The organism is Nostoc sp. FACHB-110 (genome assembly GCF_014697425.1).
GTDB lineage: Bacteria > Cyanobacteriota > Cyanobacteriia > Cyanobacteriales > Nostocaceae > Nostoc_B.
In genome coordinates this window covers 116,145-138,444 of sequence record NZ_JACJRU010000006.1, presented here as the reverse complement: position 1 = coordinate 138,444, position 22,300 = coordinate 116,145, and the positions used below count along the sequence as shown (strand labels likewise).

Annotated in this window: 16 protein-coding genes; 6 read left to right on the top strand and 10 right to left on the bottom strand. The window is 41.0% G+C overall.

Translation table 11 applies throughout. The features are described 5' to 3' along the window. The first annotated feature begins 33 nt into the window (after positions 1 to 33). The 3 genes from H6G69_RS08710 (at position 34) to H6G69_RS08700 (ending at position 3,260) form a co-directional block, all read left to right on the top strand. The gene (locus H6G69_RS08710) at positions 34 to 1,719 is read left to right on the top strand and encodes an AarF/ABC1/UbiB kinase family protein (RefSeq protein ID WP_190684645.1); all 1,686 of its coding nucleotides are present in this window, start codon (positions 34 to 36) and stop codon (positions 1,717 to 1,719) included. Between the two features lie 18 nt (positions 1,720 to 1,737). Next, the gene (locus H6G69_RS08705) at positions 1,738 to 2,466 is read left to right on the top strand and encodes a Stp1/IreP family PP2C-type Ser/Thr phosphatase (protein ID WP_190684642.1); all 729 of its coding nucleotides are present in this window, start codon (positions 1,738 to 1,740) and stop codon (positions 2,464 to 2,466) included. A gap of 596 nt (positions 2,467 to 3,062) precedes the next feature. Then, on the top strand, positions 3,063 to 3,260 hold the full coding sequence (locus H6G69_RS08700) for an NblA/ycf18 family protein (RefSeq protein WP_190684639.1): 198 nt from the start codon (positions 3,063 to 3,065) through the stop codon (positions 3,258 to 3,260). A 404-nt stretch (positions 3,261 to 3,664) separates the two neighbouring features. Here H6G69_RS08700 and H6G69_RS08695 read toward each other — a convergent pair whose 3' ends face one another. The 4 genes from H6G69_RS08695 to H6G69_RS08680 form a co-directional block, all read right to left on the bottom strand. Further along, positions 3,665 to 5,275 carry a serine/threonine-protein kinase gene (locus H6G69_RS08695; RefSeq protein ID WP_190684636.1) on the bottom strand — a complete coding sequence of 537 codons (1,611 nt, stop codon included), beginning with the start codon at positions 5,273 to 5,275 and terminating at the stop codon, positions 3,665 to 3,667. Positions 5,276 to 5,809: 534 nt separating this feature from the next. Then, complete coding sequence (locus H6G69_RS08690) at positions 5,810 to 6,259, bottom strand: hypothetical protein (RefSeq protein ID WP_190684633.1); 450 nt, start codon at positions 6,257 to 6,259, stop codon at positions 5,810 to 5,812. A gap of 224 nt (positions 6,260 to 6,483) precedes the next feature. Next, positions 6,484 to 7,638, bottom strand: a complete 1,155-nt coding sequence (locus tag H6G69_RS08685; protein ID WP_190684630.1) for an anhydro-N-acetylmuramic acid kinase — start codon at positions 7,636 to 7,638, stop codon at positions 6,484 to 6,486. A gap of 293 nt (positions 7,639 to 7,931) precedes the next feature. Next, positions 7,932 to 9,098 carry a universal stress protein gene (locus H6G69_RS08680; RefSeq protein ID WP_190684628.1) on the bottom strand — a complete coding sequence of 389 codons (1,167 nt, stop codon included), beginning with the start codon at positions 9,096 to 9,098 and terminating at the stop codon, positions 7,932 to 7,934. Positions 9,099 to 9,293: 195 nt separating this feature from the next. On the opposite strand from H6G69_RS08680, the gene H6G69_RS08675 reads away from it, so the two are divergent. Then, positions 9,294 to 10,283, top strand: coding sequence for an SH3 domain-containing protein (locus H6G69_RS08675; RefSeq protein WP_190684625.1), 990 nt, complete (start codon positions 9,294 to 9,296; stop codon positions 10,281 to 10,283). A gap of 179 nt (positions 10,284 to 10,462) precedes the next feature. Here H6G69_RS08675 and kdpC read toward each other — a convergent pair whose 3' ends face one another. From kdpC to priA, 6 genes are all read right to left on the bottom strand, one after another. Further along, positions 10,463 to 11,065, bottom strand: coding sequence for a K(+)-transporting ATPase subunit C (gene kdpC / locus H6G69_RS08670; protein ID WP_190684622.1), 603 nt, complete (start codon positions 11,063 to 11,065; stop codon positions 10,463 to 10,465). Between the two features lie 77 nt (positions 11,066 to 11,142). Next, positions 11,143 to 11,412, bottom strand: a complete 270-nt coding sequence (locus H6G69_RS08665) for a potassium-transporting ATPase subunit F (protein WP_190684619.1) — start codon at positions 11,410 to 11,412, stop codon at positions 11,143 to 11,145. Between the two features lie 62 nt (positions 11,413 to 11,474). Next, the gene (gene kdpB, locus H6G69_RS08660; RefSeq protein ID WP_190684616.1) at positions 11,475 to 13,580 is read right to left on the bottom strand and encodes a potassium-transporting ATPase subunit KdpB; all 2,106 of its coding nucleotides are present in this window, start codon (positions 13,578 to 13,580) and stop codon (positions 11,475 to 11,477) included. Positions 13,581 to 13,706: 126 nt separating this feature from the next. Then, positions 13,707 to 15,392: a potassium-transporting ATPase subunit KdpA gene (kdpA, locus tag H6G69_RS08655; protein ID WP_190684614.1), complete on the bottom strand. Its 1,686-nt coding sequence runs from the start codon at positions 15,390 to 15,392 to the stop codon at positions 13,707 to 13,709. A 329-nt stretch (positions 15,393 to 15,721) separates the two neighbouring features. Further along, a complete protein-coding gene (locus tag H6G69_RS08650) occupies positions 15,722 to 17,023 on the bottom strand; it encodes an NAD(P)/FAD-dependent oxidoreductase (RefSeq protein ID WP_190684612.1) in 1,302 nt (433 codons plus the stop codon). Positions 17,024 to 17,048: 25 nt separating this feature from the next. Further along, entirely contained in the window at positions 17,049 to 19,643 is a 2,595-nt protein-coding gene (gene priA / locus H6G69_RS08645) for a primosomal protein N' (RefSeq protein ID WP_190684609.1), read from the bottom strand. An 890-nt stretch (positions 19,644 to 20,533) separates the two neighbouring features. Between priA and H6G69_RS08640 the strand changes: the two genes are divergently transcribed. Continuing rightward, positions 20,534 to 21,703, top strand: a complete 1,170-nt coding sequence (locus tag H6G69_RS08640) for an RpoD/SigA family RNA polymerase sigma factor (protein WP_190684606.1) — start codon at positions 20,534 to 20,536, stop codon at positions 21,701 to 21,703. 91 nt (positions 21,704 to 21,794) lie between these two features. Next, the gene (locus tag H6G69_RS08635) at positions 21,795 to 22,280 is read left to right on the top strand and encodes a GNAT family N-acetyltransferase (protein WP_190684603.1); all 486 of its coding nucleotides are present in this window, start codon (positions 21,795 to 21,797) and stop codon (positions 22,278 to 22,280) included. Positions 22,281 to 22,300 lie beyond the last annotated feature (20 nt).

Here is a 22,300-nt window from a genome sequence, read left to right as displayed (position 1 = left end):
GATTCGGTGAACAACCAACGGTACGCAAAAAATATGGAACAAAGTTATTCAGACAAAGCATACCGTTGGAATCGTGAAAACTACTCTAGCAAACGCCGTTTTGTGGACATTTGGGGTTTTGTGTTGACCCTAATGTTCAAATTATGGCGTTATAACAAATCTTGGAGTTATCCCGGTGGCGTAACGGAAGCAAAACAAGCTGCAAGGCGCAAAGCTCAAGCAGTGTGGATTCGCAATACACTGCTAGATTTGGGGCCTACCTTTATTAAAGTTGGGCAATTATTTTCGACTCGTGCTGATATATTCCCTGGTGAATATGTCGAAGAGTTGGCCAAGCTGCAAGATAAAGTACCAGCATTTAGCTACGAGCAAGTAGAAACGATTATCCAACAAGAACTGGGAAAGAAAATTCCTGAACTTTTCCAAAGTTTTGAACCAATTCCTCTAGCCGCTGCAAGTTTAGGTCAAGTTCATAAAGCTGTGCTGCACAGTGGAGAAGCTGTGGTAGTCAAAGTACAGCGTCCTGGACTGAAAAAGTTATTTGAAATCGATTTACAAATTCTCAAAGGAATTGCGCGCTACTTTCAAAACCATCCTAAGTGGGGGAAAGGGCGAGATTGGATGGGTATTTACGAAGAGTGCTGTCGCATTCTTTGGGAAGAAATTGATTATCTCAGTGAAGGGCGCAACGCGGATACATTTCGCCGCAACTTTCGCGCTTATAACTGGGTAAAAGTGCCGAGAATTTATTGGCGTTACACTTCGCCACGAGTTCTGACTTTAGAATATTTGCCGGGAATTAAAATTAGTCAATATGAAGCTTTAGAAGCTGCGGGTTTAGATCGCAAGTTAATCGCGCGTCAAGGGGCCCAAGCGTATTTACATCAGCTGCTCAATAATGGCTTTTTTCATGCCGATCCTCATCCTGGTAATATTGCGGTCAGTCCCGATGGGTCGTTGATATTCTACGACTTCGGGATGATGGGGCGAATTAAGTCAAATATCCGCGAAGGTTTGATGGAAACCTTGTTTGGCATTGCTCAAAAAGATGGCGATCGCGTAGTAGAATCACTGATAAATTTAGGAGCGATCGCACCAGTCGATGATATGGGGCCAGTCCGTCGTTCTGTCCAATATATGTTGGACAACTTTATGGATAAGCCATTTGAAGCCCAATCAGTGGCCGCAATTAGTGATGATCTATACGAAATAGCTTATAATCAGCCATTTAGATTTCCTGCAACTTTCACTTTTGTGATGCGAGCTTTTTCCACCCTTGAAGGTGTAGGTAAAGGCTTAGATCCAGAATTTAATTTCATGGAAGTTGCTCAACCTTACGCAATGCAACTTATGACAAATATGAATGGCGCTGATAGTAATAGCTTTTTAAATGAATTAAGTCGTCAAGCAGTTCAAGTCAGTACGACCGCGTTTGCACTACCACGTAGACTAGAAGACACTCTGGAAAAATTAGAACGTGGTGATATGCGTGTGCGGGTACGTTCCATCGAATCAGAACGCCTGCTACGCAGACAGGGCAATATTCAACTAGCAATCAGTTACGCCTTGATAATCAGTGGATTTACTCTGTCAGCCACTATTTTATTAGTGAATCATTATGTATGGCTGGCGAGTCTTGCAGGTTTGATTGCAGCCGCAGTCTCAGTAATTCTGATCCGCTTGCTTCTGCGCCTCGACCGTTATGAACGTATGTATTAATGATTGCCATAAAAAATTATGAAATTAAAATTCACGGGTTTTAGCGATCCGGGACTTATTCGTTCTAGTAACCAAGATGCTTACTATGTCGATCCCGAAGGACGATTTTTCATAGTCGCTGATGGGATGGGTGGTCATGCAGGAGGTGAAGAAGCCAGCCAAATTGCTACTAGAGAAATTCAAGCGCATTTAGTTGCTCATTGGGATTCGCCAGAATCAGCCGATAAATTACTAGAACAAGCTTTGTGGCAAGCAAATGAAGCGATTTTAAAAGATCAGCAAAGTCATCCTGAACGCGCTGACATGGGTACTACAGTTGTAGTAGTCATTTTTCGTCATCAAGATGGGCCTTGGTGCGCCCATGTTGGTGATTCCCGTTTATACCGCTTCCGCAGCTCCCAATTAGAACAAATCACCGAAGATCACACTTGGGTAGCCAGAGCTATCAAAATTGGCGATATTACCGCAGATGAAGCGCGAATTCATCCTTTTCGTCATGTTTTATCTCGGTGTTTGGGTCGAGAAGACCTGCATCAAGTTGATATACAGCCATTAGATATCAAAAAAGGCGATCGCTTGTTGTTATGCAGTGACGGTCTTACAGAAGAACTGGTAGATCATAAAATCGCCCACTACCTCAACAGCACTCCCATACTCGAAAAAGCTTCTATATCCTTGATAGAAGCTGCTAAAGAGCAAGGTGGACACGATAACATCACAGTTGTCATCGTTGAACTAGAAGAGTGAACTAGATGCTCAATAGTCAATAGCCATTGGTCAAAAGTAATTTTGACCAAGATTTACTTCGCAAAAAAATCATCTAAAATCCCAAATTGTTGGATTGTGGACTTTATTTTAGTAAATATACTCAGCAATTTGTTCAGCCTGAGCATTTTTATGATTGACAACTTGATACAAATACTTTTAATCTCCAAATTAGCCATTGGAGCCAATGTTTATATAAATTGTTGAATTGACATCTTGCACCTATTACGGTATAGCGCATATAATTCAGATTTAATAGCCCTTATTTGCCCTTGCCGTCATCAGCAACTCTCACATAGAAATGCTGATTATAAAGTAAGGGCAAAGCTAGCTATATAGTTTCACTATTTGTGAAATTTCTAGCTGCATGTCTTGGTAGACTTGGGTTGTATATCACTAGGTTTACGCACAAGACATTACCGACAGAAAAATTTATCCTTTGGAGTGTGGTCAAAACTGTCAAACAATTGTTATCTTTCGTAATACGTAGGAACAAATGTAGACAGATATCCCATCCCATACTTCTTGGGATATATGTTCCGCTTAATCACTTTTACGCGTTGTTTTCGGAGTTTACTATGAACCAACCCATCGAATTATCCCTAGAGCAACAGTTCAGCATCCGTTCCTTTGCCACCCAAGTTCAAAACATGAGCCATGACCAAGCAAAAGATTTTTTGGTCAAGCTATATGAGCAAATGGTGGTGCGTGAGGCAACCTACCAAGAGTTACTCAAACACCAATGGGGCTTAGATTCAGGTTCCACTTTGGCATAGAGTTGTTTTGTGTCGCAGTGGGCGACCTCCTTCTCTTGCTCCGTTCCAAGCAGGAAAAGAGCTGGGGATGCTGGGGCGTCAACTTTAGATTCGATTTATACTGACTGTTTGTCACTTAAGTTTATGCAACATAAAACTTGATTTTAGGCTGCATATATTTGTTAAAACCAAGCTGTATTGTAGGGGATAGATTAGCACCTAAAATTAGCCAATTTAAATAAAATATGGCTATTCAAGTAAGCTAATTCACTAATTGTATTGGACACAGAGAAAGGTTTGCGTAGATCCAATTACTTATAACTGGTCATTACCATCGCTATTTATTATATTTGCTATAACGCAAGGCTTACAACCGAATATAGATTTTTCGTCATAAAAGTTTACATTGCTCTGACAGAGAGATCCTAGGCCGAAAAGTCAAAAGGGGAATCTGTAGCGATTAATTCTAATTTAGAAATAATTTGGGGTTTAATTTTTTCATATTCCCTTTTTAGTACATTTTTACTAAGCTGGGGATCAGCCGATGAGGCTAAAATCTTACCTTCTTCTGCCCACTTAATTAAGTTTTGGCGCTGCGCCGCAGCAATACTACAAAGCAATATATGAGAACAACGACTTGGCGATTCTCGGGCGAAAAATAACAAGCGATAGTAACCAGTTTTCGCAAGTAAACGAATGATTTCTTGCCCTAAGTTAGTTTTCAGATCAAGGTAATGAGGCAACCATTTAACACCATGTTTACGGTTATAAATAACAGTTATCCATAGCAGCATCGGGTGGGGTGTTGGTAAAAAAAGAAATTGATTGTAACGGTTACAGGCATAGCGTTTGATAATTTCTTGCTGTGGTAGCATCACCCACAAAGCTGGTAAAACTTCCTCATTAATATGAATAGTCTGGGGAAAAACAATATCAGCAATGGGCTTATTCTCTGGCCAACGAGCAGAACGAAGAATTTCATCATGGGAAGGTAATATCTGCACATCAGCTTTTATCTGTGGCTCAGATATTTTTGGCTCAACAGGAATTGTTAAGGCCCGAACTGGTGTGGATGCAGGTGTTGGTGTTGCTTCTGGTGTTGATTTTGGTGTAGGTGCAGGTTGGTCAGTTTTAGTTGGGCGTAAGTGATAATTTTTTTCTATAGATTCTAAGACTGCTAAAATTTCACTTACTTTTTGCGGGCGATCTTTTGGCGACTTAGCAAGACAACTCATCACTAAATTTTGGACTTCTTGGGGAATTTCTAACCCAGGATTAACAGCAGCAAAAGAACGTGGCTCTTGAGAATGATGTGTTTTATACCATGCACCAAAGGAATGAGTAGGTGCAACTAATGGCATTTTGCCTGTGAGCATTTCAAACATCATTACTCCCAGACTATAAATATCTGAGCGATTGTCTAATTCTTTACCCTCCATTTGTTCTGGGGAGGAGTAGGCTAAAGTTCCCAAATAAAATTTTGTTTGGTCGCTATTTGCTTGGAGTAATTTTGCAATTCCAAAGTCTAGAACTTTTACTAGTTCGCCAAAACTGGGGTCTTGAATCACTAGCATATTACTAGGCTTAATATCTCGGTGAATGATAGGGTAAATAGTGCCGTCAACTGGGATGCCATCATGGGCGCACTGTAATCCCAGACTGATTTGCCGCGCCATACTCAAGAATCTGGGCAAAGTCAGATTATTTTGACGAATAATTTGACTGAGGCTCTGTCCTTGTAAATATTCCATGACATAGAACGGAGTCTTATTTTCGTCTAAGCCATAATCCATGACGCGCACAATATGAATACTTTTCTGTCCTAATAAAGCGCAGGTTTTGGCTTCTCTTTCAAAGCGTTCTTGTAACCGCATCTTTTCATTTTGAATCGAGAGTGCCAGAAACTTGACAGCAACAGGTACACCTCCCAACAAAATATCTTTAGCACGATAAACTCGACCCATAGCTCCAGTTCCAATTAATTCCTGAAGTTGATAGCGGCTGCCGAGTAAACGACCAATGTTGGGGTCTGACATATAAAAATTCGACTCCAAAAGTAGCGTGTAAGTGTGTGGTAAATAAAAGTTTGTTTAAACTGACATCTTTTCTCTACCTAGACTTTGACTTAATTTGCTACAGTTCACATTAATCAACTGAAGCTCTGTCTAGGAATTGTTTCGAGAATTTTATATTTGATCCGCTGTCTGTCACCTGGGTGGTTTATGCACCTGATAGAAGATGCCAATTCAAACTGAAGGAGCAGGTAGATTTATGCTGATTTTTTCTACCATTCCGTCACTTTGATTTTGATGTAGTATTAGTTTGCCCAACTTTGGGGGAATAAATATCTATGAATCGATGATTTCTATAGATTTTCTATTATTTGAATGATGTCAAAACTTTTTGCACCCTATACTCTTACACCCTTTTACCCTGCATTTCTTCAGGACTTCCAACTCCAAAGATATCCCATCATGAGGGGTAGCACAGAGAAATATCTTGAGAGTTGATTGTTAATAACATCTTTTCTGGAAGTTCTTTGGCAGTTAACCAAGTTTGGCAACTCAGGACTATTTAAGTGGCTGACGCTCTAGGCTGGCTTCCATTGTGCTAGTTAAGGAATGCCCAACCATGATGCCACTACTTAAATAGTAAGTATCATTTGATAGACGATGCAATGTTTCAAAGCCACTACGACGTTGCCGATCGCTGAGTACCCAATACCTTTGCACTATGGTATCTAGTCCAATCCACCCTTCGCCTTCAATTTGACCTAAAATATTATGTTGTAGTAAAAAAGTATACTGGCGTTCTCCTTCGTGCAAACGCCCTTTGTATTGTAAGGAGATTTCTGAGCGATCGCTTCCCGGAAAAATTAGCTTGGTTGCCATTGTGAACCAGTTATCTCGATTCCAAGCAACTAAGGTCATACCTTTAACACTGATTGGCATTCCATTCCTTTCTAGCCAACTGCCTTGAAATGTCCAGCGTCCTGGTTCCATTAAAAAAGTGTGAGCCACCTGATCAGTTCCTTGTTTAATCGAGTCACGCTAAAACTCAACGATATATTTGAAACCCAAAAATGTCAGGTGCTTGTTTCCCGAAATAATATCGTGTCCCGGCAAGGGGGCGGGGGAGAGGGTTTGAAGTTTTTACCAACAATTCAAATTCTGCAACTTGAATGCACATCAGCTGACCAACAAATCTACTCCCTATTCCCTATTCTCTGCCTCAACCAGTACTTTTACGATTTCATCGGCTGGTGAATTTCTCCTAGTAAGACTTCATAAGGCGCGCCTGTAGCTGATGGGAGGTTTCCGGGAATATTTAACTGTCGCCAGTAGGCTAACACGGCAAATGCGATCGCTTCTTTGAAATCTGCATTTAAGCCGACTTCATCGGTAGTTAAAACGGGGATTGTACTTAATAGTGTTTGTAATCTGTGTTTGAGATAAAGATTTCGACTACCGCCACCGCACAAAAATACTCGTTGTGGCATTTGCGGCAAGAAAGTTTGATAACTGTGAACAATAGAAGCTGCTGTGAGTTCTGTAAGTGTTGCCAACAAGTCAGCAGGGCTGAGTTGGTATGGTTCGGCATCTTTTAAACATTGATGCAGATAATCTACACCAAATAATTCCCGGCCTGTGGATTTAGGTGGTGGAAGATGAAAATATTCTTGTTCTAACCATTGTTCTACTAATGGTTGACAGGGGTTTCCGGTGGCTGCCCATTTACCATTTTCATCGTAAGTTTTCTCGCCATTCGTTAAATGTGCTACTGCTAAATCTAATAAGCTATTGGCTGGGCCAGTATCCCAGCCGCGCATTTTTTCTAACCAGCGATCGCGGCGGGGTGGTATATAAGCTACATTACCTATCCCTCCTAGATTTTGAATGCAGCGTCCTTCTTCTGGGTGACTCAGCAAATAAGCATCTACTCGGGGGACAAGAGGCGCGCCATGACCACCAATAGCAATATCAGCTACTCGAAAATTACTGACTGTAGTAATTTTGGTGAGATGAGCAATCAAAGCACCACGCCCAAGTTGCAAGGTATAACCTAAAGTATTCTCTCCTGCTTTTTTAGGTGGTCGATGGTAAACTGTTTGCCCATGAGAGCCAATTAAAATAGCTGGTTGATTACCAGTTTGAATATTTTGAGCAGCTTGAGCAAAACTAATAGCGATCGCATCATCTAATTGGGCTAATTCTGCCATTGAGATGGCTTCTCCAGCACAAACCGCCAATATTTTCTCTCTGAGTTCAGTGGGATAGGCAAAGGTTTGTCCGGCTAATAACTTGACTTCGAGGTCTAAATCTGTGCCTGAAATCTCAACTAAGGCTGCATCAATACCATCTACAGATGTACCACTAATCAAACCAATAACAAGAGTCATAATTAATTAGTCCATAATTTTATTTTTAGTCTTGGAGTCTTGATGAATGACTGCTGACGAAAACAGAAATTGTCTGCGTGGTTGAGCAATTATTTAACCACGGAAAACATAGATAAATGGAAGATTTTTTTAAACGTTAGAGTATCCTATTTAATTCTGCAATCATTTATGGAGATATGGAATCATCAGTAGGAATGGGTATGAGATTTTTTAACTCTTACACGGACTGTTATATATTAGGAAATGCTTATACAAGGGTATATAAAAATATTTCTTTATATGTTCGTTGTTTCCTATTGCCTTTTGCCTGTTTTTAAACTCATTTGACTTGAATCTCTATGGTTTTGGTCACTGGCAATGATATGAATATCAATATTTTTGAGTAAGCGGACTAACTTTTGAGTTAATGAACCCTTGAACAGGATTTGCCAACGAGAGCGCTGACTTTCGCCGATGACAATTTGGGTAATGCGGTATTTCTCGGCAACTTCGGCGATCGCTGTGGCTATATTACTACTAGTTACGCGAATAAAATTACCTTCAAATTCTTGACATAATTTTTCACAATTATGAATGTGTAAACTTTCTTCTTTTGTTAAGAAACGCTCAGGATCAGCGACAAACACAACATACAAAGGTGCATTCATATAATTGGCTAGTCTGGCTCCACGACGCAGTAATTGTACAGAGTTAGGATAAGTAGAAACACAGACCAAAACTCGCTCATGGATGTTGCAGAATTGACCATTGGGAATTGAAGCGATCGCATTTTCTTCAATATTGTCTGCTAATTCTCTTAACGCCAATTCTCGCAAAGCAATCAAATTCCGACGCTGAAAAAAGTTCTCTAAAGCCTGCTGGATTTTTGCTTGAGCGTAGATTTTTCCTTCTAATAATCTTTCTTGTAAAGTTTCGGGTGTTACATCTACTACTACAACTTCATCTGCTTCATCTAAAATGCGGTCAGGGACTCTTTCTCTAACCACCACACCCGTAATTCTCGCTACAACATCGTTGAGACTTTCTAAATGTTGCACATTCATTGTCGAGTAAACATCAATTCCCGCAGCTAAAATTACCTCCACATCTTGATAGCGTTTTTCTCTTAAGGAACCAGGGACATTAGTATGGGCGAGTTCATCCACTAATACTAATTGGGGTAATCTCTGGAGAATTGCCTCTGTGTCCATTTCGGTGAGGGTTAATCCCTCTCGGGAAATCTCTTTACGAGGTAGGAGTTCTAATCCTGATGACTTTTCTGCGGTTTCTTTGCGTCCGTGAGTTTCTAATAAGCCAATGACAACATCAAATCCTTCTTGTTTTAGCCGTTTTGCTTCTTCTAGCATCCGGTAAGTTTTACCTACACCGGGAGCCATCCCGATGAATATTTTATGTTTTCCTCGGCGTGCTGGATAAATGGAGGCATTGGTAGCTGCATCAGAATTAGTATTATCTAACATAAGTTAGGTGATGAAGGATTAGTATTAATTCTTAAGTTTGTAACAAAGTATTTTTTGTGAACAAAGGTTTTTTAGATCACATTTAATAATAAATGATATGTCGTATTTAGTTTAATCTTGAACCAACAATATTTGCTCTTATATAGCAAAAAGCTGGATCATTTTTTATGTTTATTAAAACCCATAAGGAAATGAATGCAACAAGTAAAGTACCTGCAGAAATTAATTTTGTTATTTACGAGTGTTACTATCTTGCCAGTTTTTGCGATCGCCTACGATGGGCGTTACCAGATGATTGCTCCTGTTGTCGCTCAAAGTTCTTGTGAAGACATCACTAAACAGATTCCGCCATCCTCCACACTCCGCGAAATTAAGCTCGATAAGTTCGGTGTAGTTTTCAAAATTCCCAGAAACTATCGCACTACCAATACTACCAAGCAAAATCAGGGTCAATATATTGAGGTTTTTAGTCCTGCTGAATATGAATATTTAGAATGTCTAAACCACAATTCCATTGGTGGAGATATTGATTCGACTGCGGGAATATCAATTGTTCCGACAAATGGTAAGTATCAAACTATTCCTGAGTTTACCAAATCTGGGTTGATTTCCGACAATTTTGCGCGCTTGCTCAAAAAAACCAAAATAGCTGGCCAACCTGCATTTATTTACGAAGCTAGCAGAAAGGGCTTGATTACAGCCGTATTTTTGTCATCTGATAAACAGTTAGGCATTGCGATCGATACGTTAAATGAAGACAATAGCCCAGTTATCAATCATATATTTAATGATATATTAACTAGCTTCAAGTTTGGGACTAAAACTGCTGAATCTCAAACTAGACAAACTACTGCATCAGCTACTCAAGTTAATCATCAAGGCTGTGTTGATAATCGAGAGCTTAAAAAAGGGCCACTGGAATTTTACATAATATATGACCCAGAAATTCATTCGAGCAACTCTCCGGCTTCAATCAGAATCCGAGAAAATCCCAGTACCGAATCTGCCGTTGTTCATGTGGCATCTTCTGGAAATCCTGTAATTATTTATCAGCAAGTTGTTAGAGATAACTATTGCTGGCTCAAAGTTGATGTCACCAGTATAAGCAAAGATGATCCAACATCTTATATTACTGTTAGAGGTTGGGTAAGAGGTGATTTTGTCACAGGAGATAAGAGTCCATAAAAGATTTTTTGAAAGCTAGTAATAATCGAAAGTTACGCCTAGATATAGATAGAAAATTCTGTAAATTAATTTGGGGTGGGTGAGTGCCTAACTCATAAGCAAAAGTAGGATTCTCAACCCATTTGTCAGATGTTTATTACTCAGAATAGTTACGTGAAAAATCTACTTTTTGCTTCATTTTATTTATTGAGCTTACGATTAATATCTTGTAAGTCAAGGGCATAATTTAACCGCAAAATATTGACTCCTGGCTCGCCAAAAATCCATAAAAATCTACCGTCAGTATACTTGTTAAGTAAAGGTATAATGTCATCTTCATTAATACCGCGCGCATTGGCGACCCTGGATAATTGCTGTCTTGCGGCTTTTAAAGAAATATGTGGATCTAAACCTGAACCAGAAGTATAAATTAAATCTTCACTCAGTTGACTACTTTGTTCTTGAGATTGATTCACCTGTTCAATAACGCGGTTAAGTAACTCTGGATTACTCGGAGCCAGATTACTAGCACCAGATATTCCTGTAGGTTTAGCTTTTCTACCTTGGCTATATCTGACTGTACTTGGACGACCTTGAAAATAGCGGTCAGCTGTGAATATTTGCCCAATCAAAGCAGAGCCAATCGGTTTATCATCTATATTTAACATGACACTACCATTGGCTGGAAAAGGAAATAAACCTTGACCAATTACTAAGATGGCTAAAGGATAAATAAGTGCTGTGATTAACCACAGGATCAGAGTCATCCGAATTGCTCTGAAAGTTTCTCGAATAATCACCATAAACATTAAAAAGTAGGGAGTGCTGAGTAAAAACTTATTTTACTGATTTAGATAGTTCATGATAACTACTAAATTCTTTAGAAGCGTTCTGGCTGAAAAATCACAACAAATAAGTAAAAAATCATACCTATAACTACTGCGCCTAAAACGCCATAAGCCCAAGTAAATCGAATTGGCTGAATGTTATCAACTGCATAAACAACTTGAGTCAGGGCTAAATTGAGACACATAACAGTAAAAATTACGAGCGGTAATTTCTGCTTTCGCCATTGTGACCAAATATAGGCGATCGCTTGCACCAAATCCATCGGCACATACTTATCTTTGACATTCATCTGTTTATTCATATTTCTAGTTTTATTCACCCTAACCGTAGGGTAAAAATTAAAATTTTTATTCTTTTGCCTGATTATGCCAGCCCAACTGCCGTAATCAGCATATCTATCAATTTAATGGCGATAAATGGTGCAATCACCCCACCCAAGCCATAAATCAAAATATTGCGTTGTAGCAGTTGATTAGCTGTCAATGGTCTAAATTTCACGCCTTTTAAAGCGAGGGGAATTAAAGCTGGAATAATCAGAGCATTGTAAATCAACGCCGACAGTACAGCCGAATTAGTGCTAGTCAAATTCATAATATTGAGACTTTGCAGATTAGCGGCCGCAAAAATTACGGGAATAATGGCAAAATACTTGGCAATATCATTAGCGATCGAAAAAGTTGTTAATGCTCCGCGCGTAATTAATAATTGCTTACCAATACTGACAATATCAATAAGCTTGGTGGGATCGGAATCTAAATCAACCATGTTGGCGGCTTCTTTTGCTGCTTGCGTCCCTGTATTCATAGCGACACCAACATTAGCTTGTGCCAAGGCTGGTGCATCATTAGTACCGTCGCCTGTCATAGCGACTAATTTACCTTCGGCTTGTTCTTTTTGAATGACGTTGATTTTGTCCTCTGGTGTCGCTTCGGCGATGAAGTCGTCCACCCCAGCTTCTTGAGCAATTACAGATGCTGTAATCTGGTTGTCTCCCGTCAGCATAACGGTATGGACTCCCATCCGCCGCAGTTGTTCAAATCGCTCCCGAATACCTGGTTTGACAATATCTTTGAGATAAATTACGCCATAGATTTCGTTATCGAGACAAAGTGCTAGAGGTGTACCGCCCTGTTGAGATACTCGCTCGTAAGCTAAATCTAGTTCCCGACTGTCTCCACCGTTACGAGAACGGACAAATCCTTTAATGGCTCCGACTGCGCCTTTACGGACTTCTCTCCCATTTGGTAAATTCGTGCCACTCATCCGAGTTCTGGCAGAAAACTCTACAGCTTCGGCTTGGTTGTAGTCAAAATCAAGCCTAGCACCGAGTTGTTGTGCTAATCGCACAATCGATTTACCTTCTGGTGTATCATCAAATACACTAGCCAGCAGGGCAATATAAGCAACTTCTGGCATAGAGTGACCATTAATCGGGATAAACTCTTCTGCGAGGCGGTTGCCCAAAGTTATTGTACCTGTCTTATCTAGCACTAGGGTGTTGACATCACCACAAGCTTCCACCGCACGTCCAGAAGTGGCAATCACATTATATTGGGCGACTCGATCCATCCCGGCAATCCCAATCGCACTGAGTAAGCCACCAATTGTGGTTGGGATCAATGCCACTAATAAGGCAATCAAAATAGGAATGCTAATCGGAGTTTGAACGTAGTAAGCAAATGCTGGTAACGTCGCCACAACAAACAGAAATACTAAACTTAAGACTGCGAGTAAAACTGTGAGGGCAATTTCGTTTGGTGTTTTGCTGCGTTCTGCACCTTCAACTAAAGCAATCATCCGATCAATAAAGCCTTGACCGGGTTCAGCTGTGACGCGAATGATTAACTCGTCAGAGATGATGCGGGTTCCACCAGTGACGGAACTCGCTACGTCTGAACCTGATTCTTTCAGAACTGGTGCAGATTCTCCAGTAATTGCTGATTCATCCACCGAAGCGACACCCATAATTACTTCCCCATCTGTGGGGATGATATCGCCTGCAACTATATATATGTTGTCGCCTTGTTTGAGACTGCTAGAAGGAACTTCGCTAATCGAGCCATCGGGGGCGAGTTTTTTGGCGTTTGTTTCTGATTTAGTTGCCCGCAAAGCATCGGCTTGCGCTTTACCGCGTCCTTCGGCTACGGCTTCGGCAAAGTTAGCAAACCAAACAGTAAAAAACAAAATCCCTGTGAGTATACCGTTGAATAATTGGGGATTTTTCTGTTGAGTAGGGCCGAATAAATTCGGCTCAATCGTCACAGCAAGGGTCACAAAAGTGCCAATCCACACCAAAAACATGACTGGATTTTTGATGGCTGTTATCGGATTTAGCTTGATAAAAGCATCCATCACAGCTCGCAGATAAATTCCCTTAGTCTTGATTTTGGCTTTTTTCCGTGCCTGACGGCGATCGCTCGGACGCGCTTTCGGTGTTTTTGATTTTGGGGTAGGTGCCACTGGAGTCATATATTTAAGTGGTGCAAGGGGGGCAGGGGGCAGGAGGCAGCCCTTCGACTTCGCTCAGGGCGAGGAGGCAGGAGGTAGAAGAAAATTCTTCTACTCAGCACTCAGCACTTTCAACTCAGCACTCTATTAACTGCCCGATGCTAGTTTAAATCCTTCGGCGATGGGGCCTAGGGCTAAAACGGGGAAAAATGTTAATACGCCCAAAATTAGCACTATGCCAGCAGTGACTGTAGTAAATAGTAGTGAATCGGTTTTGAGAGTGCCGGGGGTTTCTGGTGTGATGGGTTTGCGAGACATACTATTAGCCAATAACAAAATGGCCATTATCGGGATGTAGCGTCCTGCCAACATACTCAAACCAGTGCTTAAATTCCACCACAGGGTATTATCGGTGAGTTTTTCTAAGCCGGAGCCGTTATTTGCACCTGCTGAGGCATACTCATACACGACTTGGGAAATGCCGTGGAAGCCTGGATTAGTAATTCCTGAGAGGGAGAAGGGATAAGCTAAGGCGATCGCACTGGGAATTAAAATCACAATGGGATGAACCAACAGCACGACACTCGCCATCACGATTTCTCGCTTTTCGATTTTTCGTCCTAAAAATTCTGGGGTACGCCCCACCATTAGCCCAGTTAAGAAGACTGTCAAAATTAGATAAACAAATAGGTAAGCTGTGCCTGTTCCCTGACCTCCCCAAATAATCTGCACAAATAAGTTAAATAATGCCGCAAATAATCCTTGGGGCATCATGGAATCGAGCATTCCATTAACTGCACCAGTCATTGTGGCAGTGGTTGTGACAGCCCACAATGCTGTTTCTATTGCCCCAAATCTAATTTCTTTCCCTTCTAAATTTGCCCCTTGTAATCCAACAGTGCCATTGATTAATGTGTTACCTTCTACTTCGCCACTAACTGCTACCCACACCAAAATCACAAAAGCGGTAAACACCATCCAAAACAACAGCCACGCTTGTTTGATATTTTTGGCAAACATCCCATAGGTAAATATCATCGCTGAGGGAATAGAAATCATGGCGATGAGTTCGATTAAGTTAGTCGCGCCATTAGGATTTTCAAAGGGATGGGCAGAGTTGGCCGCAAAGAAGCCACCACCGTTCTCACCCAGCATTTTGATCATCTCAAAGGAAGCTACCGGGCCTCTGGCCAGGTATTGTGTGCTTCCTTCTAAGGTTTCTACTACCAAGGTTTGAGCTAGGGTTTGCGGTACACCTAATAAAACGAGAGCGGTCGCCCCAAGCACCGAAATTGGTAGTAATATCCTCGTAATTGCACGGGTGAGGTCAACGTAGAAGTTGCCTAGTTTTTTGCTCGTCAACCCACGAATAAACGCGATCCCCACCGCTAACCCCGTACCTGCCGAGGTAAACATCAAAAACCCTAAAGCTGCTGCTTGGCTAAAGTAACTCAGGGTTGTCTCTGGGGTGTAGTGCTGCTGGTCGGTGTTAGTCACGAAAGAAATCACAGTGTGTAGTAAGATATCCCAACGCGGTGCAGCAAAGCCGTTGGGATTCCAGGGCAGTAATCTTTGGTAATATATCAGCCCATAAACTAAAATACCCATGACCAGATTGCTGTACAGTATCGCCCGGATATACTGCCAGCCTGTCATATCGTCTTTTCGATTCACACCCGCTAGTAAGTAAATGCTACGTTCTATCGGGTTCATCAGGGGATCGAGCAGCGTTCTCGCTCCCATGAACACACGCGCTATGTATCTTCCGAAGATTGGAGCGATCGCTATGACAAGACACAGCGTCAAGCAGATTTGTAAAAAACCTTGTCCCATTTATTTCGCGCTCAATTTAACTTATACTCGAAAGCTAATTATTTTAGATATATAGAGTGAGATATTTGGCAATAATTGAGTGAGTCTCAATACATCTATCTAGATATACTCTGTACATTCACTACAATTTTTTAGTTACTTTTTAAAGTTTCTGTCAAGAGTATTTAAATTTTAATGTTAGTTACTTATATAATTGGTAGATGGAAGTTATTTATGTAATTGCACTAATTTATTAGTTGTTTAATATACATCTCGCAACAAAAAGTATAAATTGACACTTTTATATTTGCAATTTAGAACACTTACTAATGACGAATTGTCAGTTTAATTTATTGTGATAAAACTTTTTGATCGGATTTCTTAACTTTAGCTATCCAATTTTGATATAAATTTAAAATTTCTGAATAAGAATGTTTACCTTCAGCAAGTATTTCAAATAAAGAAGGTAAGAAAACTTTAGGTAAGATGGGATGCAAATATTGACTCAAAATATTTCTTAATAAAAACTCAAAAAATAGCTTTTTCGAGGAAGGTAAGCCATAATTGCTTAATTCTAATACAGCCATTCCATCAGCTTGGCGTTGCCGAGTAAATTGTTCGACAGCGACGGCTAAATTATCATCATAATCATCCAAAATTTGATTAAAAATAGTTACATCTTCTAACGCTGAATTACAACCTTGACCAAGGGCAGGGGATACAGCATGAGCCGCATCTCCAATTAAGAGAACGCTATTGCCTTGATGATAGCGATTACAGCAAACTGTTAATACTCTAGATACAGCACGATTGGCAAAATCTTCGGCTGCTGATGGTGGTAGTATCTGAGCAATTTCGGGAAAATATTGCTGAAAGTAGTTTGATACTGCTGGCTGTGTCGCTAGCTGGGGAATAATTTGATTGTGATGAGGGAAAATGACAACACCATTAATACTGTTATCAGTTTGATATACCAATAAAATATTTGTTCCGTCATCTAGCCGCCAAGCGTGGACTTTATCTTTTGGCCAGTTGAGTTCTAATTTTGGCTCTACAGGTGGAATAAAAATAGATTTATAATCATTGATGAAATAATTTTCTGCGCACTGAAAGTTATCTGTTTTGCTCAAACTTGCTCTCACCACTGAACGTGCGCCATCAGCACCAATTAATAAGTCATAATCAACAGTAATTTCCGCATCTGCATCTAATTTTTGGAATTTTACTTGCTTGGCGGCTAAATCTACCTGCGTACATTGATGGTTGAAGTGAAGATTGAGTTGCTGGCGATCGCTTTTTTTGCTCAACTGTTCTAATAAAGTAATTACCAAGCTGGTACGGTTGACGCTCCACTGAGTATATTTTCTGTTCAATATTCGCGTTTTACCATTATTTTGGTGTATCACACTGCCAGTCATTTCTAAGCTGATGCTTTTAACAGCTTCCTCCATTCCCTCAATTTGTCTCAAAGCCTTCATGCCTCTGTGAGACAGTACAATAGGAAAAGTTCGAGACTTAGAAAATGCCACTGTGCGGGGATCGCTACGAAAATCAAAAATATCGATTTGATAATTTTCTTGACGGCGTAATAAGTAGTGAGCTAGTAGAACTCCGCTAGGGCCAGCACCAACGATCGCTACTTTTTTAACCATAATTCAACTCACCACAACCGCAATTTCATAATATATTCACAGGATCGACATCTATCGTCAAGCTAACGTTATCACAACATAACGCTCTAATATCCTCCCAATGGGGTAATTGAGGTAAGTCTTCAGGATGAAATTTCAATAAAATTTGCCAACGGTAACGGTTCGCTACCCGCATCACCCCTGCTGGCGCAGGGCCGAGGATTTCCCATCCTTCATTGCTACTTAAATGAGTAGCGATGATTTGGGCTGTATTTTGTACTTGGATGGGGTCAAGACTACTCAGGCGCAATAAAATCAATCTGCCGTAGGGAGGATAATCAAGGGCTTGGCGTTGTTCTAATTCCGTTTGGCAAAAAGATTGATAATCGTGGGTACGGACTGCTTCAATTACAGGATGTTCTGGGGTATAAGTTTGGACAATTACTCTGCCAGCATCATCGCCTCTGCCAGCGCGTCCGGCAACTTGGGTTAAAGTTTGAAATGCCCGTTCGCTAGCGCGGTAGTCTGATAAATGCAGCAGTCCATCAGCAGAGACAACACCCACTAGTGTGACTTGGGGTAAGTCTAAACCTTTGGTGAGCATTTGCGTCCCGACTAATAAATGTGCTTCGCCGTTAGCAAACCGAGTTAGTAGAGTGCGGTGCGCGCCTTTGTTGCGGGTGGTATCGCTATCAAAGCGGATGCAGCGCAATTGGGGAAACTGTTTGGCTAATTCTTGGGTGACGCGTTGCGTACCGCTACCAAAGAATTTTAAGTAAGGCGAACTGCAATCAGGGCAGAATTGGGGATGCGATCGCCCATAATTACAGTAATGACAGCGTAATAATTGCGGCGCACCTTCTTCTGTATGGTGATAGGCTAGCGACACATCACAATTCGGACACTCCAATACATAGCCACAACTGCGACAAGACACAAAGGTACTATGTCCCCGGCGGTGAATAAATAAAATTCCCTGTTGCCCTTTTGCTTGTAATTGTCCTAAAGCCGCTTGCAAGCTACGACTAAATATTGACCGATTTCCCTCCTGCAATTCTTGTCGCATATCTACCACTTCCACTGGCGGTAAAGGGCGGGAGTTGATTCTTTCTGGTAGGGAAAGGTAGTGAGTGGGGTGTGAGGGTGTGAGGGTGTGAGGGTGTAGGGGTGTAAGGGAAGAACTTTCTTCTACCTCCTGCCCCCTCGCCCTGAGCGAAGTCGAAGGGCTGCCCCCCTGCTCTCTCAAACTCACCCAACTCTCCAACGAAGGAGTCGCTGAACCTAACACCAGAGGACAATTTTCTAACTCGGCGCGCCACTGGGCGACGGTGCGGGCGTGGTAGGTGGGGATGGGCGAATCTTGCTTGAAACTGCTGTCGTGTTCTTCGTCTAAAATAATCAAACCTAAGTTGGGCAAGGGGGCGAAAATGGCACTGCGCGTCCCGATGACAACTTGAGGTTCGCCTGTGAGCATTTGTCGCCAGGTGTCGTAACGTTCTCCTTCGGAAAGGGCGCTGTGATAAACGGCGACTCTGTTACCAAAACGGGCGCGAAATCTATCGGTGAGTTGGGGTGTCAGTCCAATTTCGGGGACTAAAACTAAGGCTGATTTACCTTGATTGAGTAGTGGGGCGATCGCTTGTAAATATACTTCGGTTTTGCCGGAACCTGTGACACCATGCAATAAGACTTGAGCAAATCCATGAATGCTATTGATAGTTTTTAAGGCGTGAGCTTGGGCAGGATTTAAAGTTTTGGCTTGGTCTTGGTTTATGGTTGGGCTTTGTTCAGAACGTAAAATTTCTCGTTCTTCAATCACTATGTAACCTTTTTGTGCCAAGGTTTTGAGGATGGAAGTACTAGCACTACAAATTTGCAGTAGTTCGCTGTGCCACAATTCCCCACCGTGTCGGCGCAGAACTTCGACAATTTCTCTTTGACGCAAAGTTAAATCGCGATCGCTACTATTAATTAAGGTCACTGCTTTTTGCAGTTTCGGGCGTGTCAGTCGTGGTGGCTCTAAATAACTTTCCACCAAACCTAAACGCAATAATTCCCGCATTCCTCGATAGACAAATTTCACTTTCTGTTGCAGGTAAGCAAAACTGTAATCTCCCAATGCTTGATTTTGCAACATTTGAAGAATTTGCTGTGCCGCAGGACTTAATAAATTTAATGTAGATAATTGGGTCTTGCTGTGGTCTTGATAGCGGCGAGTTAACCTGATGCGACGTTGCGATTTGCCTAATAATCCTGGTGGTAAAGCGACTCTAATCACTGCAATTAGCGGCGTATAGTAATATGTGGCAATTCGATTTAATAGTTCCCAATAACTACTAGGAAAGAACCCCACGCTCACCACATCTTCAACTTCTCGAATTTTATCGGCAGCTAAATCAATATTTGGTGTTGTTAATAAGCGAATGGCGATCGCTCCTAATTGTTGCGCGCCAAATGGCACAGTTAAAATATCCCCTGGTTTGACTTCTAACTGCGCTGGTAATCGGTAGGTAAATAATCCTGTCGCGCCTGGACAGTCTACCAACACTTCTACATAGCGATTTCCCCTATTTTGGGATTGATAAGTTTCTCCAGGCTCCGCCACTAATAAATTTTGTAAATTTAAGTCATTAATATACATATTTTTTGATTTTTAGCGACAGGAATTTATTCTCCCTTCACTGCGTTCTCTGACTTTTATCTTTTTTCTCTATACAAATTAAATTTGTATTTCGCAATACTTTTACAACTCATGATACTTGATAAGTTTCCTCTTATGTAACCTACTAGACAAATCGAACTAAGCCATACGTGCAATAAATATTTGAAGTCCACCCAAGCCGAATAAAACTCACTACAGAAGTTGTCTTTGATTGTTACGACACTATACACATTTTTGCCTGCTCTTTTTGCTGTTTCTGCTCTACATAACAATGTTCAGTCATAAAATCAGATTCCTCTATATCCCTATTTATTTATGAATTTGTTTGTCTATTTACTAAATCTGGTATAGCCCTTTTTCCGCCTATTGATAGATATTCAAGACTTTGCGTATATGAGATGCTTTTATACAAATAATTTATTTCAGCATATTAAATTACTGAAATTGTGTTGTTCAGGAAATTTTATGAAATACAAATAAGCCCAGAACCAAGATTTGAATCTCGACAATCATCCCTACCCCAAAATCTTAAAATTTTATAAAAATATATATTTTTTTAAGATCAGGGACAATTACTTGGTTTCTTTTATATTTGTTAAGGTTAAGCATGGTTGAAGGAGTTTGACAGATTTTAGGGATTAATCAAAAAATAAGAAATATATCTGTTAGAACCTGAGACAATAATTTTTTAGGTGCAGTAACCAATATTTGTAAAAGGTTCTATCTAGCAAGAACCCAAAAAATGACAGCTAGAAAAGAATTTTGGTTTTGCTAAGTAATTAGTAGAAACTTGTACTTTGCTATAGAGAGGGTGCATTTGTTTCTAAGGGGAAACTACCAAGCTGCAAACGAGTAGCTGTCAAAAAATTATGTACCAAACAAAGCAACCATCCCTAAAGGAAACTATGAATATTGCTGAATTGGGAACAATGGAAATACTGGAGAACGCTGCCGATACAGAAGAGCAACTACTCGATAATTTAGACATATTGGTAGAAGAAGAAGCCCCAATAATAGAAAATCTGGAGACAGAAGAACGTGATGGGGACGAAATGGCAGCCGCTCGACCTTCAGGATATAACAAAACTGAGCATGATGATGCCGTAGGTGCATTTTTTAAAGAGATGGCACGTTATCCGCTGCTAAAACCCGATGAAGAAGTAGAATTAGCGCGACGAGTCCGATTTTTAGAAGAATTTAGAGAAATTCAGGCCGCGTTGCAAGCCGAACTGGGACAGCAACCGACAAAACAACAAGTTGCAGCTCAGTTAGATATGACAGAAAAGCAGCTAGAAAGCCGCTTATATCAAGGTAGAGTAGCGAAACGCAAAATGATTCGCTCCAACCTGAGATTAGTTGTCTCAATTGCCAAGCGATATCTGAATCGCGGAGTGCCTTTTCTAGATTTAATTCAAGAAGGGGCGATGGGGTTAAATCGCGCCACAGAAAAGTTTGATCCCGATAAAGGCTATAAGTTTTCTACATACGCCTATTGGTGGATTAGACAAGCAATTACTAGAGCGATCGCTAATGATGCTCGCACAATTCGCTTACCCATTCATATAGTTGAAAAACTTAATAAACTTAAAAAAGCGCAAAGAGAACTCAAGCAAACCCTCGCGCGTAACCCTTCGGAAGCCGAAATGGCCGCTTCCTTAGACATGACTGTTCCACAATTACGTCAACTGCAACAACTCCGTCGTCAAGCACTCTCCCTCAACCACCGTGTCGGTAAAGAAGAAGACACAGAATTGATGGACTTGTTAGAAGACGAAGATAACCTTTCTCCTGAAGCCAAAATGAATGAAAATATGATGCGTCAGGAAATTTGGGAAGTCTTGGGTGACGTGCTAACCCCACGGGAAAAAGATGTAATTTCTTTGCGTTACGGACTCACAACCAGTGAACCCTGCACTTTAGAAGAAGTGGGCAATATGTTCAACTTATCGCGCGAACGAGTCCGCCAAATTCAAAGCAAAGCCATGCGAAAATTACGCCGTCCCCACATCGCCAAACGTTTGAAAGGCTGGTTAATTTAAAAGTCAAAAGTCAAAAGTCAAAAGCCTATTGACTACAGTCCATTAACTATGGACTAATGACTATGGACTAGTGACTAATGACTAATGACTAATGACTAATTTAACTTTGCGTTTTGCAGAACCAGCTGATAGCGAGGTGCTGTTTCAATTAATCAAAGAGTTAGCTGAATACGAAAAATTGTCTCATGCCGTAACAGGAAATGCTGCGGCACTCAAAGAGCATTTATTTGGTTCGCCAAAATATATCGAAGCAATTTTAGCAGAATCCCAAGGACAAGCTGTGGGCTTTGCTTTGTTTTTTCATAACTATTCCACCTTTCTCACCAAGCCAGGAATTTATCTCGAAGACTTATTTGTTTTACCAGCGTATCGCCGTCAAGGTATTGGTAAAGCACTTTTGATTAAATTAGCCCAAATTGCTGTTGAGCGCAATTGCGGACGCTTAGAGTGGAGCGTCCTTGATTGGAACGAGCCAGCGCAAGCATTTTACCGCAGTATGGGAGCCACCATCTTAGATGATTGGCGAATTTGTCGGGTGACAGAAGCAGAAATCACAAAGTTAGCCGCTAAAAGTTAACTCACAAAGTTTATTTCCCT